The organism is Sphingosinicellaceae bacterium, from assembly GCA_019285715.1.
In the GTDB taxonomy this organism is placed as follows: Bacteria; Pseudomonadota; Alphaproteobacteria; order Sphingomonadales; family Sphingomonadaceae; genus Glacieibacterium.
In genome coordinates, this window is sequence record CP079108.1 from 3,231,003 (window position 1) to 3,246,659 (window position 15,657).

14 protein-coding genes are annotated in these 15,657 nt (G+C 67.9%); 6 read left to right on the plus strand and 8 right to left on the minus strand.

Annotation, left to right across the window (positions count from 1 at the left end; all coding sequences use genetic code 11):
- Positions 1-37 precede the first annotated feature (37 nt).
- Positions 38-2,290 (minus strand): AsmA family protein, encoded by a 2,253-nt coding sequence (locus tag KX816_14755; protein ID QXQ05485.1) that lies wholly within the window; start codon positions 2,288-2,290, stop codon positions 38-40.
- 98 nt (positions 2,291-2,388) lie between these two features.
- On the opposite strand from KX816_14755, the gene KX816_14760 reads away from it, so the two are divergent.
- Genes KX816_14760 through fliA form a run of 3 tightly spaced genes read left to right on the plus strand, consistent with a single transcriptional unit; the run spans position 2,389 to position 5,959 of the window.
- Entirely contained in the window at positions 2,389-3,117 is a 729-nt protein-coding gene (locus KX816_14760; GenBank protein QXQ05486.1) for a lytic transglycosylase domain-containing protein, read from the plus strand.
- Positions 3,114-5,219, plus strand: coding sequence for a flagellar biosynthesis protein FlhA (gene flhA / locus KX816_14765; protein ID QXQ05487.1), 2,106 nt, complete (start codon positions 3,114-3,116; stop codon positions 5,217-5,219). Before KX816_14760 ends, flhA begins: the two co-directional genes overlap by 4 nt.
- 2 nt (positions 5,220-5,221) lie before the next feature.
- Entirely contained in the window at positions 5,222-5,959 is a 738-nt protein-coding gene (gene fliA, locus KX816_14770; GenBank protein ID QXQ05488.1) for an RNA polymerase sigma factor FliA, read from the plus strand.
- 124 nt (positions 5,960-6,083) lie between these two features.
- Here the strand turns inward: fliA and KX816_14775 are convergent, their stop codons facing one another.
- Positions 6,084-6,644 carry a YqgE/AlgH family protein gene (locus KX816_14775; GenBank protein QXQ05489.1) on the minus strand — a complete coding sequence of 187 codons (561 nt, stop codon included), beginning with the start codon at positions 6,642-6,644 and terminating at the stop codon, positions 6,084-6,086.
- A 152-nt stretch (positions 6,645-6,796) separates the two neighbouring features.
- On the opposite strand from KX816_14775, the gene KX816_14780 reads away from it, so the two are divergent.
- The 3 genes from KX816_14780 (at position 6,797) to KX816_14790 (ending at position 8,447) form a co-directional block, all read left to right on the plus strand.
- A complete protein-coding gene (locus KX816_14780; protein ID QXQ05490.1) occupies positions 6,797-7,282 on the plus strand; it encodes a peroxiredoxin in 486 nt (161 codons plus the stop codon).
- A gap of 70 nt (positions 7,283-7,352) precedes the next feature.
- The gene (locus KX816_14785) at positions 7,353-7,784 is read left to right on the plus strand and encodes an MgtC/SapB family protein (protein ID QXQ05491.1); all 432 of its coding nucleotides are present in this window, start codon (positions 7,353-7,355) and stop codon (positions 7,782-7,784) included.
- Positions 7,785-7,817: 33 nt separating this feature from the next.
- Positions 7,818-8,447: a chromosome partitioning protein ParB gene (locus KX816_14790; protein QXQ05492.1), complete on the plus strand. Its 630-nt coding sequence runs from the start codon at positions 7,818-7,820 to the stop codon at positions 8,445-8,447.
- Between the two features lie 16 nt (positions 8,448-8,463).
- Here KX816_14790 and KX816_14795 read toward each other — a convergent pair whose 3' ends face one another.
- From KX816_14795 to KX816_14820, 6 genes are all read right to left on the minus strand, one after another.
- The gene (locus tag KX816_14795) at positions 8,464-10,278 is read right to left on the minus strand and encodes a M2 family metallopeptidase (GenBank protein ID QXQ05493.1); all 1,815 of its coding nucleotides are present in this window, start codon (positions 10,276-10,278) and stop codon (positions 8,464-8,466) included.
- A gap of 51 nt (positions 10,279-10,329) precedes the next feature.
- Entirely contained in the window at positions 10,330-11,082 is a 753-nt protein-coding gene (locus KX816_14800) for an alpha/beta hydrolase (GenBank protein QXQ05494.1), read from the minus strand.
- Complete coding sequence (locus tag KX816_14805; GenBank protein ID QXQ05495.1) at positions 11,079-11,564, minus strand: GFA family protein; 486 nt, start codon at positions 11,562-11,564, stop codon at positions 11,079-11,081. Before KX816_14805 ends, KX816_14800 begins: the two co-directional genes overlap by 4 nt.
- Before the next feature lie 54 nt (positions 11,565-11,618).
- Positions 11,619-12,788 carry an OmpA family protein gene (locus tag KX816_14810; protein QXQ05496.1) on the minus strand — a complete coding sequence of 390 codons (1,170 nt, stop codon included), beginning with the start codon at positions 12,786-12,788 and terminating at the stop codon, positions 11,619-11,621.
- Between the two features lie 145 nt (positions 12,789-12,933).
- Entirely contained in the window at positions 12,934-13,431 is a 498-nt protein-coding gene (locus tag KX816_14815) for a DUF2793 domain-containing protein (GenBank protein QXQ05497.1), read from the minus strand.
- A gap of 16 nt (positions 13,432-13,447) precedes the next feature.
- Positions 13,448-15,655, minus strand: coding sequence for a phage tail protein (locus KX816_14820; GenBank protein QXQ05498.1), 2,208 nt, complete (start codon positions 15,653-15,655; stop codon positions 13,448-13,450).
- Positions 15,656-15,657 lie beyond the last annotated feature (2 nt).

Here is a 15,657-nt window from a genome sequence, read left to right on the forward strand (position 1 = left end):
TCGTCGGACTTCTGCCTGTCACAATAGATCGAGGAGCTTAACGCTTCTTCTTCACCTTCGGATCATGTGGAGCGGCGTCGACCACCGCTGCCGGCGCGGCCGCCTCGACCGCCGCGCAATTGCTGTTCTTGGCGTCGCCGATGTCGACGAAGGCGAGCAGCGCACCGATGCCGCCGGTCGCAAGGCCCAGCCCGACGCCGACGCCCGCCCGGGCGATCAGCTGCTTGGAGATCGGATGGATCGCGGGTGCGGCGAAATAACCGCCGATGCCGACTGGTGACTGCCCGGAGACCAGGCTGAACTCCTTCGAATCGCCCCGTATGGAAAGATCGAGCGATTCGTTCTTGAAGCTGAAGCTGCCGCGGCCGCGGAAGTTGGCGCGCCGGGTATCGAACAGCACCGGGTCGGCAGCGGCGATGCCATCCTTGACGGTGAACGCGACGACGCCGCAGCGGATTTCCTGGGGCTTCTTGAGTTTCTTGATGAGCCCAGCGGTGATGTAGTTCTGCAGGTCGAGCTTGCCGAGCTCGATGTTGCGCACCCACAATGTCCCCGCCGGGAAGACCAGCGCGATGCGACCGTTCGAGGTGGCCAGCGATTCCCGCATCGTGTCGCCGTAGCCCTTGAGCTGGACGCGCCCGAAGACGCTTGCGGTAGTGCCGCTCTTCTCGACGTCGAAGGAGGTCAGCAGCTGGCCGAGCGGCACCCGGCTCATGCGGATGTCGTAAGCGGTGACGACCGGCCTGACACTGGCATCGAGGTCGATGTCCGCCGTCAGCCGCCCGCCGATGATATCGAAGGCGATCGGCGTCAGGTGGAGGTCGCTGTCCTTCAGAGTGAGCGCGAGCTTGAGATTGGCTAGCTTGACGTTGCCGGTGCGGATCGTCGCGGCGCTGTATTTGATGTTGGCGTCGAAGGCCTTGAGCTGCTCGATCGCCAGCGGCGCGTCGGGGATCACCCGCGGCGTACCGGCAACAGTGCGGATCACCGCTTTTACGCCCTTTGCGTCGATCGCGGCGGGCGAATAGCCGATCAGCGGCCCGACATCGAGGATGTCGAGGACCTTGGTGTGCAGGTCACCGGTCAGCAGCGGCTTCGTGCCGGTGATGTCCGCGACCATGCTACCCGCGATATCGGACCCGCCGATGCGGCCGTTCATGTCGCGGAAGCGATAGACCTTGCCGTCCTTGATGAATTTCGCCGACAGCCGATAGGGGCGCGTCGCGGGGCTGACGAGGCCGAACAGCTTGAACGCGGTCTGCAGGTTGCGGCCGCGCACCGCGACCTGGATCGAGGTGCCGTCGAGCTCGTTGCTCCGCGGCAGCACGCCTGACGCGTCGACGTGCGTGTCGGCTGCATCGGCGTGGAGGTCGAGCTTCGACTGGCCAGAATAATCACCTTGGGTCACCGGCGTCATCGAACCGGTCAGCTTCACGGGAATTGCCGGGCCGGTTTTACCAGCCAGCTTCAACGGCAGCGAGACGTTCTGGCTGACGATGTTGAAACGCATGTCGGCACCGTCAAAGCGCGTCACACCGGGCAGCGTACCCTCGGCATCGATCACGGTTGCGGCGGCCTCGCCGTGGAGCTTGAGGCCGACACGGCCCCCGCCCATCGCGGCGTTCGGTGTCGTCAGCGCGCCGTTGACGACGAACGGCGCACCGAGCGCGGTGCCGTCACCGACGAACGTCAGCGGACCGGCGACCCGCACCTTGCCGTTGTCTACCGGGTTCGAGGCCGAGACATCACCGAAGCGGACGTTGACGTCGGCGCGGTTGCGCGCGTCGATGAAATGCGCGGTCGTGCCGGTGATCGAGGCGCGGTCGATCGCGGGCATCTTGAAGGGCTCGTCGCTGGCGAAGGTCCAGGTGTTGCGGCCCTGTGCGTCGATCTCGGCACCGACCGTGCCGCCGTCGAGGTCGAGATAGCGCACCCGGCGCTCGCCGCGGATCAGGTCCCACAGGCCGACCTCGCTGTCGATGCGGCGCGCCGTGAACAGCTGCCGGTCGTGCGCCCATGTCGGGTTCGCGACGCTCAGCCCCTCCGCGTAGAATTTGATATGGGGGTTCAGGTAGAACTGGAAGTCGCCCGCCACTCGCACCGGCCGGTCGGCGTACTTGCTCGCGTAGTTCTCGAACGGGTGTTTGAGGAAGCGCCCCTTGGTGACGAACAGCACGACATAGGCGAGCACGAACAATCCGAACAAAGTCGCCAAGATTGCGAGGATCGTGCTGGCGACGCTGTGAACGGGGTTGCGCCGGACACCGGTCGCGAGGGGTGAGCTAGCCATACCGCCCGTCAACGACGCGGTGCGCGTTGACGTTCCAATCTGCCGTCCGCCGCGCTTGGCACGGGCCTTGCACCGCGCCCCGCGAAAGGGGTGCGAACTTGGCGATTTCGGCGATCGACACGTCAGCGGTAATCAGTGGCATCAAGCTTGCGGCGGCGCAAACCGGCGTCGACTTCGACTATCTGCTCGCCGAAGCGACGGTCGAGAGCGGCCTCGATCCCGCCGCCGCCGCACCGACCAGCAGCGCCCGGGGGCTGTATCAATTCACCTCTGGGACATGGCTCGACACCGTCCGCAAGCACGGTGCCGAGCATGGCCTCGGCTGGGCCGCGGACGCTCTCAAGGCCGGGGCCGACCCGACGACGCGTGCCGCGATCCTCGACCTGCGCCGGGACCCGGGAGCCTCGGCCTCGATGGCGGCGGCACTGGCGTCGGACAACGGAAAGTCGCTCGAGCACCGCCCCGGGCGCGCCGCCGGGGCGACCGACCTGTACCTCGCGCACTTCCTCGGAGCGGGCGGTGCGGCGCGCTTCCTGAAGGCCCGCGACGCCGACCCGGCAGCGTCGGCGAGCGGCGCCGTCCTCCCCGCCGCAGCCCACGCCAACGCCGGCGTGTTCACCGCCAAGGGTGGCCGCGAACGCTCGCTCGCCGAGGTTTACGACCGTTTCAGCGCCAAGCTCGGAGCCACGTCCAGCAATCCGATAGTGGCCCGCGCTGAGCCGCAAACGACCGGCAATCCGGTGCCGCGAACCGGCAACTTCATGCCGGTCGACGCAACCCGCGCCGCGCGGACCGCCTACCTGCTGCTCGCCGAGTTCGGGGCATGACCGCCGCTGTCGCCGCAAACGCCGGAGGCTTCACGCCGCGCTCGGCGCTGTTGCCGCTCGGCATCCTGACCCTCGTCGTGCTGATGGTGGTGCCGATCCCGCCGCTGCTGCTCGACATCTTCTTCACGCTCAATCTCGGCGTCGCGCTGATCGTGCTGATGGTGGCGATCAACACCCGGACGCCGCTCGATTTCTCGGCCTTCCCGACGGTGCTGCTGTTCGCGACGTTGCTCCGCCTCAGTCTCAACGTCGCCTCGACCCGGGTCGTGCTGGTCGGCGGCCATAAGGGCACCGCAGCGGCGGGCCATGTCATCGAGGCGTTCGGCAGCTTCCTGATCGGCGGCGACTACATCGTCGGCATCTTCGTCTTCGCGATCCTGATGATCATCAACCTCGTGGTCATCACCAAGGGTGCGGGACGGGTCTCGGAGGTCGCGGCGCGGTTCACGCTCGACGCCATGCCGGGCAAGCAGATGGCGATCGACGCCGACATGAACGCCGGGCTGCTGACCGCCGACCAGGCCCGCATCCGCCGCGCCGAAGTGTCGACCGAAGCCGACTTCCACGGCAGCATGGACGGCGCCTCCAAGTTCGTGAAGGGCGACGCCGTCGCGGGCGTGATGATCCTGTTCATCAACATTGTCGGCGGCCTGGTCCTCGGCACCGTCCAGCATGGCCTCAGCCTCAGCGTGGCAGCCAAGACCTATATCCTGCTCGCGATCGGCGACGGTCTGGTGGCGCAGGTGCCGGCGCTATTGCTGTCGATCGCCGCCGCGATGATCGTCACCCGGGTATCGTCGGAGCACGATCTCGCCGGCCAGATCAGCAGCCAGTTCGCCAGCCCCGCGGCGTGGGTTCCGGTGGCCGTCATCCTCGCGCTGCTCGGGGCATTGCCGGGGATGCCGCATCTCGTGCTGCTGCCCGCTGCCGCTGGAGCTGGGGTCGCCGCCTGGGCCCTGTCGCGGAAGCGGCCTGAGCCACCTCCACGCGTCCCGGCTCCCGCCGACCCCGCGACCATCGACTGGGAGGACGTTGCCGACAGCGCCCGCGTCGGGCTCGACCTGGGCTACGGCCTGATCGCGCTCGTCGACGAGGCGCGCGGTGCGCCGCTGATGGCCCGGATCACCGCGATCCGCCGCTCGCTGTCGAAGTCGCTGGGATTCGTCGTGCCGGTCGTCCGCGTCCGCGACGACATCGCGCTCAGCCCGCAGACCTACCGCATCCTGATCGACGGCGTCGTCATCGGCGAGGACCAGGCGTGGCCCGACGATGTGCTCGCGCTCGAGGCCGGGCCGATCGACGTCGCCGTGCCCGGCCGCTCCGTCAAGGACCCGAGCTTCGGCCTCGATGCGCGCTGGATCGACCCCGGTGAAACCGACCTCGCGACCGCGGCGGGCTACACGGTCGTCGACGCCGCGACGGTGATCGGCACACATCTGAACACGCTGCTTGCCGACCGCGCCGCGCTGCTGCTCGGGCAGGACGAGGTGCAGAAGCTGCTCGACGGGCTGGCGGCGAGCGCGCCGCAACTGGTGTCGGGGCTGGTGCCGAAGCTGCTGCCACTGGCGACGGTTACCCAGGTCCTGCAGCGGCTGATCGAGGAGGGCGTGCCGATCCGCGACCTGCGCGGTGCGGTGGCGGCACTCGCGGCGGTGGCTGGGCGCAGCGCGGATGCGTCCGAGCTGACCGAGTTGGTGCGCCCGGCGCTCGGCGGCGCGATCGTGCAGACGCTGGCTGGCCTGCGCGAACCGTTGCCCGCGATCACCCTCGCCCCCGAGCTCGAGGAACTGCTCGCCGCCTCGGTCCGCGCCGCGCCCGGATCGGGCTACCCGTTCGACCCGGCGCTGGCGGGCCGCGTCCTCGACAGCCTTGCCGAGGCCAGCGGGCGGCAGGCCAACCCCGTAGCCATCGTCACCGCGTCACCGGTTCGCCGCGCCCTGTTCCAGCTCATCCGCCACCGCCTGCCGGGCACCCGCGTGCTCAGCATCTTCGAGATCCCCGACGACCGCGCCATCGAGGTGGTGGCCACCGTCGGGGCCGCCGACCGACCCGGAAGCACCGGGGCCGCCGACCCACCTGCCCTTCCCGCCCCAGGAGCCTGACCATGGACGCTCGCCTCGGCCTTGAAATGACCGCCTACGCGCCCGCGGCGCTGGTCCGCACCGACCCTGAAAAGCTGATCGGCTCGCACCTCGGGCTGGTGCGGCGCATCGCGTGGCATGTCCACGGGCGCGTCTCGACCGCGATCCCGGTCGAGGACCTCGTCCAGATCGGCATGGTGGCGCTGATCGAATCGGCGCGCGCCTTCGAGGACCGGGGCCACGCCGCCTTCGCCACCTACGCCAGCGTCCGCATCCGCGGCGCGATGATCGACAACCTGCGTAAGTCCGCGACCCTGGTACGCAGCGCCATCCGCCGCCGCCGCGAATTCGGCATCGTCGCGTCGCGCCTGTCGGGCCATCTCGGCCGGCCGGCGACCGACGCCGAGATGGCGGAGGCACTCGAGATGACCGTCGAGGCCTACCGCGTCGCCGCCGATACCACCCACGCGGTGCGCTACGAGTCGATCGACGACGTCTATTCCGACCACAGCGCCTGGTTCGCCGACGAAGCCCCCGACGCCTTCGACAACCTCGCGCGGAACGACCTGCGCCGCGCCGTCACGGCGGCGATCGGCGACCTGCCGGCGCGCGAGGCGCTGGTGCTGCAACTGTATTACGTCGAGGAAATGAACCTCGAGGAGATCGGCCTGACCATGAACGTCGGCGCCGCGCGTATCTGCCAGATCAAGAAGAGCGCGCTCGACAAGGTGCGGGTGAAGCTGGGGGAGTGGGAGGCGTGAGAATGGTCTCTTGCGTTGCTTCATTGTCATCCCGGGCTCGACCCGAGACCCAGCTAACCTGGGAGTCCGAGCGCTGGGTCAGCTGGGTCCCGGGTCAAGCCCGGGATGACAATGGGCCGCCGGGTTAGGCCCGCCCGGCGCTTGCGCTGAGCTGCCCGACGTTGATCCCCGCCATCGCAAAGGCGTGCGGCCAGCACTTCTCGGGCGGGGTGCCGAAGATCAACTTGTCGTCGCCAGGAACGCTGTGCCAGCCGTGGCGGGTGAGTTCCTCGTCGAGCTGGCCGGCATCCCAGCCGGTGTAGCCGAGCGCGGAGACCCAGCGCGACGGACCGGTGCCGTCGGCGATTGCCTTGAGCACATCGAGGGTCGAGGTCAGTGCGAACTGCCCGGCCACGTCGATACTGCTCTGACCGGTCCAGTCCAGCGAATGGATGACGAACCCACGTCCGGGCTCCACCGGGCCGCCCGAACGAACGGCGACCTCGGGAGTCGCCTGCGGCTCCACCTCGAGCTGGGTCATCAACTCACGGACACCAAGGGCCGGTAGCGGGTTGTTGATGACGATGCCGAACGCGCCGTCGTCGTCGTGGACGCAGATCGCGATGACCGCGCGTTCGAAGCGCGGATCGCCGATGCCGGGCATCGACAACAGCAACTGTCCAACGAGGTAACGCGGCGGCTCCATCGCCTAAGTATATGGGGGAGCACGCCGGTGCGCCAGTCGGCGCGGTGCGCTTTACCGTCGCGCGAGCCGATGCCGGAACGCCGGGCTGGCCAGCGCTTTACGCTCCGTCAGCGCAAGGCTATGCGCGGGTCCTGTTCAACCGGAGACGAAGCATGACGATCAAGGTCGGCGACACCGTGCCGAGCGCAACGCTGATGAAGATGACCGAGGCCGGCCCAGCACCGGTCGCCACCGACGAGTTGTTCAAGGGCCGCACCGTGGCGCTGTTCTCGGTACCGGGTGCGTTCACCCCGACTTGCTCGGCGAAGCACCTGCCGGGCTACATCGACAACGCCGACGCGATGGCCGCCAAGGGCATCGACGAGATCGTCTGCATCTCGGTCAACGACGTCTTCGTGATGGGCGCGTGGGCCAAGGCGGCGGGTGTCGGAGACAAGGTCACGCTGCTCGCCGACGGCAACGGCGACTTCGTCGAGGCGCTCGGCCTGACCATGGACGGTAGCCGCTTCGGCATGGGCAAGCGCGGGCAGCGCTTCTCGATGCTGGTCAAGGACGGCAAGGTCGTCGAACTCAACGTCGAGGACCCGGGCGCGTTCAATGTCTCGTCGGCAGAGTATCTGCTCGCCCAGCTGAACTAGTTTTCGACTCGCTATTTGACAGGCGCGGCGGTTCGGTCATCCTTCGCGGATGATCGATACCGCCGGGTTTGTGCTGCGATTGACGGCCGCGACGCTGATCGGTTGCCTGATCGGCCTCAACCGCGACCTGCACGGCAAGCCGACCGGCATCCGGACGCTGGGGCTGGTCGGGCTGTCGTCCGCGTTGATCGTGCTGGTCGCCTACGGGCGCGGCGACAGCGGCGACGCCAGCCGCGCCATCCAGGGCGTGGTCACCGGCATCGGCTTCCTTGGTGCCGGGGTGATCATCAAGGATCCGGTCAACACCCATATCCGCGGGCTGACCACGGCCGCCTCGATCTACCTGACCGCGGGGCTTGGCGTGGCGTGCGCTCTGGGTGCGTGGGTGCCGATGGCGATCGCGGGCGTGCTCGCCGCCGTGGTGCTGGGGGCCGGCGGCCAACTGGAGAAGGCGTTGCGCCGCCGCTGGGCCCATCCTACCGACGCCGACCCGCCACCGTGAGCCCGCCACCCTGACCGTCGAAGGAGGCCACCCATGGCCCTGCACGTCACCCACGTCACGTCCGTCGCGATCGACAAGCTGCGCCCGACCCAGCTCAGTGTCGGCTACCGCGAAGTCGCCGAGAAGCGCGCGGCGTGGCAGGCAATGAAGTCACGCGACCGCGCCAGCTACCTCGACGGCCACATCGTGCCGGTCGTCGTCGGACCGAAGGGGAAGTTCTACGTCATCGATCATCACCATCTGGCGCGGGCGCTGGAGGAAGCCGGCCACGGGCATATCCTGGCAGGCACGCTGGCCAACCTTTCGACACTCGCGCTCGACGAGTTCTGGACGGTGATGGAGCATCGGCAATGGGTGTTCCCGATCGATGCCAACGGCGTGCGCCACCCTTATGATGCGATCCCGAAGCACGTCGAGCAGTTGACCGACGACCCGTGGCGGAGCCTGTCGGGTGCCGTCCGCCGCGCCGGCGGCTATGCCAAGGAAAGTGCGCCGTTCGAGGAGTTCCTGTGGGCGGATTTCCTCCGCCGCCGCATCAACCCGGCGTTGCTCGCGAGTGATTTCGACGCCGCCCTCGCCGCCGCGGTGCCGCTGTCGCACAGCGCCGCCGCCGCCCACCTGCCGGGCTGGTCGGGGGCGATCTCAGCCGCCGGGCAAGGCTAGGACAGCGTCACCGGCGCTAGAGCGTCGACCCGGCCCAGCCGCACGCCTGGCCCTTGTTCTGCTCCTTCAGCCAGACCTGCAGCGGCGCGAAATACGCCAGCAACGCCCGGCCATCCATGTCGCGCGAGCCGGTGAACTTTTCCAGCGTCTCGGGCCAGGGCTTCGAGGCGCCCGCCTGCAGCATCTCGTTCAGCTTCGCGCCGACGGCCTTGTTGCCGTAGAAACTGCAGCGGTGCAGCGGGCCCTTCCAGCCCGCCTGCTTGCACGCCGCCTGGTAGAACTGGAACTGCAGGATTCGCGCGAGAAAGTAGCGGACATAGGGCACGCTGGTCGCAACGTGGTTCTTCGCGCCGGGGTCGAAGGTGTCGCTGCCGCGCTCGGCCGGCGGTACAATACCTTGATATTGCAGGCGAAGGTCGTTCCACGCCCTGGTGTAGTCGGCGGGCTGGATCTTGCCCGAGAACACGCCCCAGCGCCATTTGTCGATCATCAGGCCGAACGGCAGGAACGCCACCTTGTCCATCGCCTGCTTGAGCAGCAGGCCGGTGTCCTTCGAGGCGTCCGGCACCTTCGCCTTGTCGAGCAGGCCGATCTGGACGAGGTAGTCGGGCGTCACCGACAGCGCGATGAAATCGCCGATCGCCTCGTGGAAGCCGTCGTTGGCGCCGTTCAGGTACAGGTACGGCTGCTTGTTGTAGGCGCGCTGGTAGAAATTGTGGCCCATCTCGTGGTGGATGGTGACGAAATCGTCGCCATTGACCTTGGTGCACATCTGGATGCGCAGGTCGTCCTTGTTGTCGTAGTCGCCGGCGTTGGCATGGCAGACCACCTCGCGCCCCTCCGGCCGGGTGATCTGCGAGCGTGTCCAGAAGGTTGCCGGCAGCGGCGCGAAGCCCAGCGAAGTGTAGAAACCCTCGGCCGTCCGCCACATCTTCTCGGGCGTATAGCCCTTGGCCTTGAGCAGGTCGCCAGTGTCATAGCCGATGTCGCCCGAGCCCTTCGGCGCCACCACGTCGTAGATGTTGCCCCACTCCTGCGCCCACATGTTGCCGAGCAGGTCGGCGCGGATCGGGCCGGTCCTGGCCTGGACGCTGTCGCCGTATTTCGCGTTGAGTTTGGTCCGCGTATAGCAGTGGAGATCGTCGTACAGCGGCTTCACCTGGAGCCAGACCTTGTCGACCATCGCCGCGAACGCTTCGGGGGTCATGTCGTAGCCCGACCGCCACAGCGCGCCGGTGTCTGCGTACCCAAGCTCCTTGGCACCCTCGTTGCTCAGGGCGGTGAGCCTGACATAGTCAGCCTTCATCGGCTTGCCGACATTGTCGTGCCAGCTGACCCACATCTCCTTGGTCAGCGCCGGGTCACGCTCGGTCCCCATCAACGCCTCGAGGTCGTTGCCCTTCTTGGCCTCGCCCTTGTAGGTGCCGGTGCCGGTCGCGTAGATCGACTGCAACTTGGTCGCGATGGCGTTCAGTTCCTCGGCCTTGTCGGCGGTCGCGGGCAGCGTCAGCCCGCTGCGCAGGATGCCGAGCTTGCGAGTTGTGTCGTAATCGAGGCCCGGCGTGCCGGTGAAGCTCGCGGCTTTCTTGGCGAGTTCCACACCGAGCTGCGTGACCTCGGTGCCGGCGCGGGCGGCGATGAGCCCGGTGTCGTCGTTGATGTTGGTCGCATAGACCCAGCCCGAAATGGCGGCGAAATCGTAGAGTTTCGCTGACCGGAGCTCGGCATCGGCAACGAAGGCCTTCGCCTCGACGGCAGTCGGAGCCGCACGCGCGGGCGTCGTGGCGAACAGCGCGGCGGCGAGCGCCAACGCCGAAGTAGCGGATTTCATGGAGCACTCCCAAGGACGATGGGAGCGACTATCGGTCGGTGACGGCAGGGGTCAAGCGCTCAGGTACGCCGCGATTGCAGCGCCCATCGCCGGTCCAACCACCGCGCTCATGTGGTTGCCGGGCATTTCGACATAGCGGCCTTTCGGCAGTGCCGACGCGAGGTCGGGAGCCGAACCGTTGTCGTTATCGTCCTTGCCGCACAGAACGAGGACCGGGGTCTGGATCGCGGCGATCTCGGCGATGCTGGTCAGGAGTTGCGAGCGCAGCACATGGGCTACCGCCTCGCCGTCGACGTGGTTGGTGCGCATGAACTGCACCGCCATCCAGCCGTCCGAGCCGCGCTCGAAGCTGTCGGGTTCGGCGATCATGTGGAGGAACCAGTCGGTGCGCTTGCCGAGTTCGATCAGTCCGGTCAGGCCCATGCCGGCGACAACGGCGCGGCGCGGCTTCAGGCCATCGACCAGGCAACGCACCGTGGTGCGGCCGCCGAGCGAGTAGCCGCCGAGATCGTAGTCGGTCAGGCCGAGATAATCGACCAGCGCGGCGACGTCCTTCGACAGCACGTCGTGGGGATAGGCTGCGGCGTCGTGCGGCTTGGCGCTTTCGCCGTGCGCGCGAAGGTCGGGGAGAATGACACAGAACCCGGCAGCGGCGACTTGGGCCGCGGTGCCGTAGCGAATCCAGTTGGTGTGGCTGGTGCTGAACAGACCGTGGAGGAGGATGACCGGGCGGCCTTCGCCAACCTCCTGCCAACTCAGTTCAACACCGTCGAACGAGGCGAAACGAAAACGCTGGCTGATCATGGCTCGCTTTTGGCCGCTGCCCAGCGTGCCATCAAGGCCGCATTCTCGTCGGTTCGGGTCATCGGCAGACTGTCGATGTGAATCCAGTGCGGAACCCAGCTCTCGGTACCGAAATGGCTGGCGAGCCGCAGAATGGACGGATCGTCGAGCGAGCCGACGGTTAGGTCCATGTTCTCGCTGCCCTCATTGAACTCAAAGGTAAGGGGGGTGCCGCAGACGGCGCAGTAACCGCGCTTCGCGATCGGCGACGACGCAAAACGGTCGGGCTCGCGCGCCGTCCAGACGACGGCGTCCCGCCGAACCGAAACGAGCGCGGCGGCGACTCCACCGGTGGCGCGCTGGCACATCCGGCAGTGGCACCAATAAGCCTCGCTGTTCGCAAGGGTGGCCGCGTAGCGGACCGCACCACACTGGCACCCGCCGGTCGCTGCGATTCTCAAGACGTTCTCCCGCGCTTCGTTCGTCGCGGTAACGCGCCACATTGCAAAAGGGCCGCCCTTGCGGGCGGCCCTTCGCGTGTCGTTTTTCGCTCAGGCTTACTGCGGAGTGCAGGGCGCCGAGGCAGGCTGCGGAGCGCCACCGAACGTGATCTCCACGCGCCGGTTCTGCGGCTCGCGGACACCGTCGGCGGTGTCGACCAGCGGACGACTTTCGCCGAAGGCTTCGGTCGTCATCGAACCGTCAGGCACGCCCTTGGTTGCCATGTAGGCCTTCACCGCGTCGGCACGACGCTGCGAGAGACCGACGTTGTAGGCATCCGAACCCGACTTGTCGGCGTGACCGGCAAGCGCAACGCTGGTCTGGCCAGTCGCAGCGTACTGCTCGGCAGCCCGGTCGAGAACCGCAGCAGCTTCCGGCGTGATGATCGACTTATCCCAGTCGAAGAACACGAGGAACGGCCCCGGGGTCACCGCAGCAGGCGGGCACGGCGGCAGCGGCGGCGGGGGAGGCGGCGGGGGCGGGGGAGGCGGCGGGGGCGGCGGTGCAGCCGGCTCGCCGAAGTTGTAGGTCAGGCCGAGCAGCAGGGAGTGGCTGCGGAAGCGCGACTCAGTCGCCTGGTTGTCAACGGTGAACGTCTTGATATTGTTCACGTTGAAGAAGCGATACTTCAACGAGATATCAAGCTTGTCGGTCAGCGGCTTGCGGATGCCGGCGAGGATCTGCCAAGCGAAGCGCGTGTCACTGTCGTCCAGGAACGCCTGGCCGTACTTGCGGGTCTGCAGTTCACTCAGCTTGACGCGGGCCACACCGACACCGCCGCCGAGGAAGGCGCTGATGCCGTTATCCTTGCCGCCGAAATCGACGTAGGCATTGGTCATGAACGACAGGACACGGCTGTTGCCGTCAGCAGCAGAGAAATTCTGCGCAGGGAGGGTTGCCGACGGGCTGTTGTACGGCCGGATCGGCACAGTGCCGTTATAGTCGATCGAGTCGAGGTTGGCATCCTTATAGCCGACCTCGAATTCGGCGCGGATCGGACCGAAGTCGTAACCAATATTGCCCGAAACGTCGTAGCCATATTCGTGGTTGAGCGTGAGCGCGTCCTTCGCGGTGGCCGTACCGGCCGCGTTACGAATATCGAACTTCGAGTCCTCGACGAGCATACCGCCGGCATCGACGCCGATGTACCAGGCGCCGTCTTTGGCCAGCGCTGGGCCGGCCAGTGCAGTGGTGGCAAGTGCCAGCGCCGCAGCGTATTTCCGCATTGTAGTCCCCTTCAAGATAGGTGCTTCGTTCGAAGCGCACCTAACGCTCTAACTCACGCTCTATACCCACGCAAGCCACGAATGACTCTCTGTGTTGCACAGAAACAACATCTGAAAGCCAAGTATACTGCATAGGGATCAAGCATCAGGCGACGATGCCTTGCGCCCTGAGCGCGTCTGTTAAGGCTATGATAACGAAGCGAGCCTGAGCGTCGAGCACCGTTCCGCCGCTCGGCACGGCGATGACCGCGGGCACCTCACCGAGCGCGAGACGCGAACCGATGCGGACGCCTGACGATGGCCAACCATCGTCGCGCCAGCCGGTTCCGGTCCGGACCGCGAAACGCTGCACGTCGCGCAACCATGCGACGCAACCCTCGCGCGGTACGGTATAGCGCCAGCCGCCGCTGCCGAAACTGGCAACCTCGCCGGCGTGCCCGGCCCAGATCCCGGTCGCGGCCGCAGCGACGATCCACGCCTGCCCCGGCGACGGCGCAACCGGCGGCAAGGCCAGCACCGACGTCTCGACGGCGAGATGGAGCAGCGCGTCGATGCCGGCAACAGCTTCGTTGTGGGTCACTTCTTTCTGCGCCTGCGCGACCTGGAGGAGCGGCAGGGCATAACGATCGGTCAGTTCGGACATACAAGTCTCCCGTTGATCAGGGCAGGATGAAGACGACGTGCGCGGGCACGCCCGCGAGGTCGCCGAGCTGGGCGATGGCGAGGGTGACGGTGGCTCCCGCACCGGCGAGATCGGCGGCGCGGTCGGCGGCAAGATAGCGCCAGCCCGCTACCGCCACCGTGACGGCACGGACGAGCGTCGCACCACGACGGACTTCGACCCGGTAGCTCTCGGCACTTTCACCAACCGGCGCATCGACCCCGTCGAGCCAGGCGAAGCCGCTCCGGCTGCGGCGCTTCCAGGCGAACACCGCGTCGCCGCCGTCCGCGACGCAGCGGACGAAGACCGGCGGCAGCGGACGCGCCGCGTTGCCGGCGAAGTCGATCGCGACCGGTTGGGTAGCGCCGTCGCCCGCCCCGGTTGCGCGCACGCGCAAGCTGCGTCCGATGACCTCCGAACCGAGATCGAGCGCCAACAGCCGCTCGGGGTCGAGCATCACGAAGCGCCCGCCCGCCGGATGCGCTGCGACATCGGTCGCCCGGCGGCCACGCAGCAGCATTGACAGAGCGAACCGGCGACCGCCGAGCGCCTCGACGCTGGCGAACTGCACGATCTCATTGTTGATCAGCGCCAGATTTGCACCCGCGAGGACGACCGCCTCGGCGCGACTCTCGAGCCACAGGCTATCAGCGAGCAGCTCGACCTCGACGCGCCCGGTGCGGTCCCAACGGTCGCCGCTGCCCGCGGAAAGAGTGGACACGGTTGTTCCGACAACGCTGGGTGCTCCGACTTCGCCGATCGCAGTGTAGGTTTCGCCGCCGTCGAGGCTGAGTGCGACGCTGCTTCGCCGCCAGCCCGGCGATGCACCCGCGCCCGCAACGTAGAGGCGAGGCCCTGCAGCCTCTCCGAACAGCGGCGGTAGATCGAGCAGGTGGAGGGTCGTTGCGCCCGCGGCGCTGTCGCCGGCGTCGTGGACCCGACCGGGGTCGGCCACCGCCGCCGACGCGAGCCGCACCGGCTTGCGCTCGACTGCCACTTCGGAGACGAAATTGGCGAAGGTCCAGCGCCGGACCGACCACGTCGTCGTATCGCCCTCGCGACGCACGGCGGTCCCGGCGCGAACATCGAGGCTGCGCGGCGGCAGCTGGAAGGTCGCGCCGACCCGGGCGGCGTTGCGCCGCGCCAGCAGCGCGCCCGCCAGCCCCTTGGCGGAGTCGGCGGAAAAGGCTGCGGCGATGTCGACCTGGGCGATGCGGGCAGCATCGGCACGGCGGACAGCGCGCTGCAGGCCCGGCTGATAGTCGCGCGCCGGGTCGAAGAAGCCGAGCGCGACTGCATCGTCGAGCTGGCCGCCGGCGCCGCGCGCCTCGCTCCGCGCCTCGTGCGGCGACGAGCTCGCGTCGTGGCTGCCGAGATCGTCGGCAGCGAGCGTGATCGACGCGACGGCCGGCCCGGCGCAGACCCCGAGCCCCGTCCCGTCGTCGACGAAGCGCAGGTCGTATAGCTCGGTCAGTTGGCCGAGTTGCTCGCGGACGCTGCCGCCCTGCGCTGCCGCAAAACCGCCGAACGATTGGAAAATGCCCACAGGCGCGACACCCTCGATCTTCGCCGCGGCGCAGAGATCGGCGACGACCGCGCCTGCGCCGGTGCCGTCCGCATCGGCGATCAGCTCGAATGTGAGATTCGGGATGCGGTTGCCGTAGTCGGCGAGCGGCAGGTCCTCGAACACCGCATACGCCAGCCCCCGATAGGCGGGCGCACCGCCAGCGGCCTCGGCGGCGGCGATGAGCGGGTCGACCGATTGCCCGTCTCCGCCGAGATGCAGGCGCATCGTCGCCGGGGTGATCCACGTCCCCGCCGCATCGCGCAGCAGCTTGCCGTCCGCCCACACCCGCCCGATGCCGGCGACCGGGCGCGCCGACAGGATCACCGCAAACGACGAAGAATAGGTGTAGCTGGTGGTCTTCGCACCGCCGCGCTTGCCGCCGCCGGAGGTGGAACTGTGCTCGGCGATGCCCGCAGTCCAGACGAGGTTACCGGCGATCCGCATAGTGCCGTACAGGCGCGGGATTGGCTCGCCGTAGGCCGAGCTTTGCACCGCGAGGTTGCTCAGCCGGCCGACCTGACGCGCCTTGCCGCCGCCGAGCAGCGAACGGTCGAGCACCGAGCCGAGGAACGTTCCGACCAGCCCGCCGAGCGGCCCGCCGATCACCCGCCCGACGGTGCCGAGGATCAGTGTCGCCATCG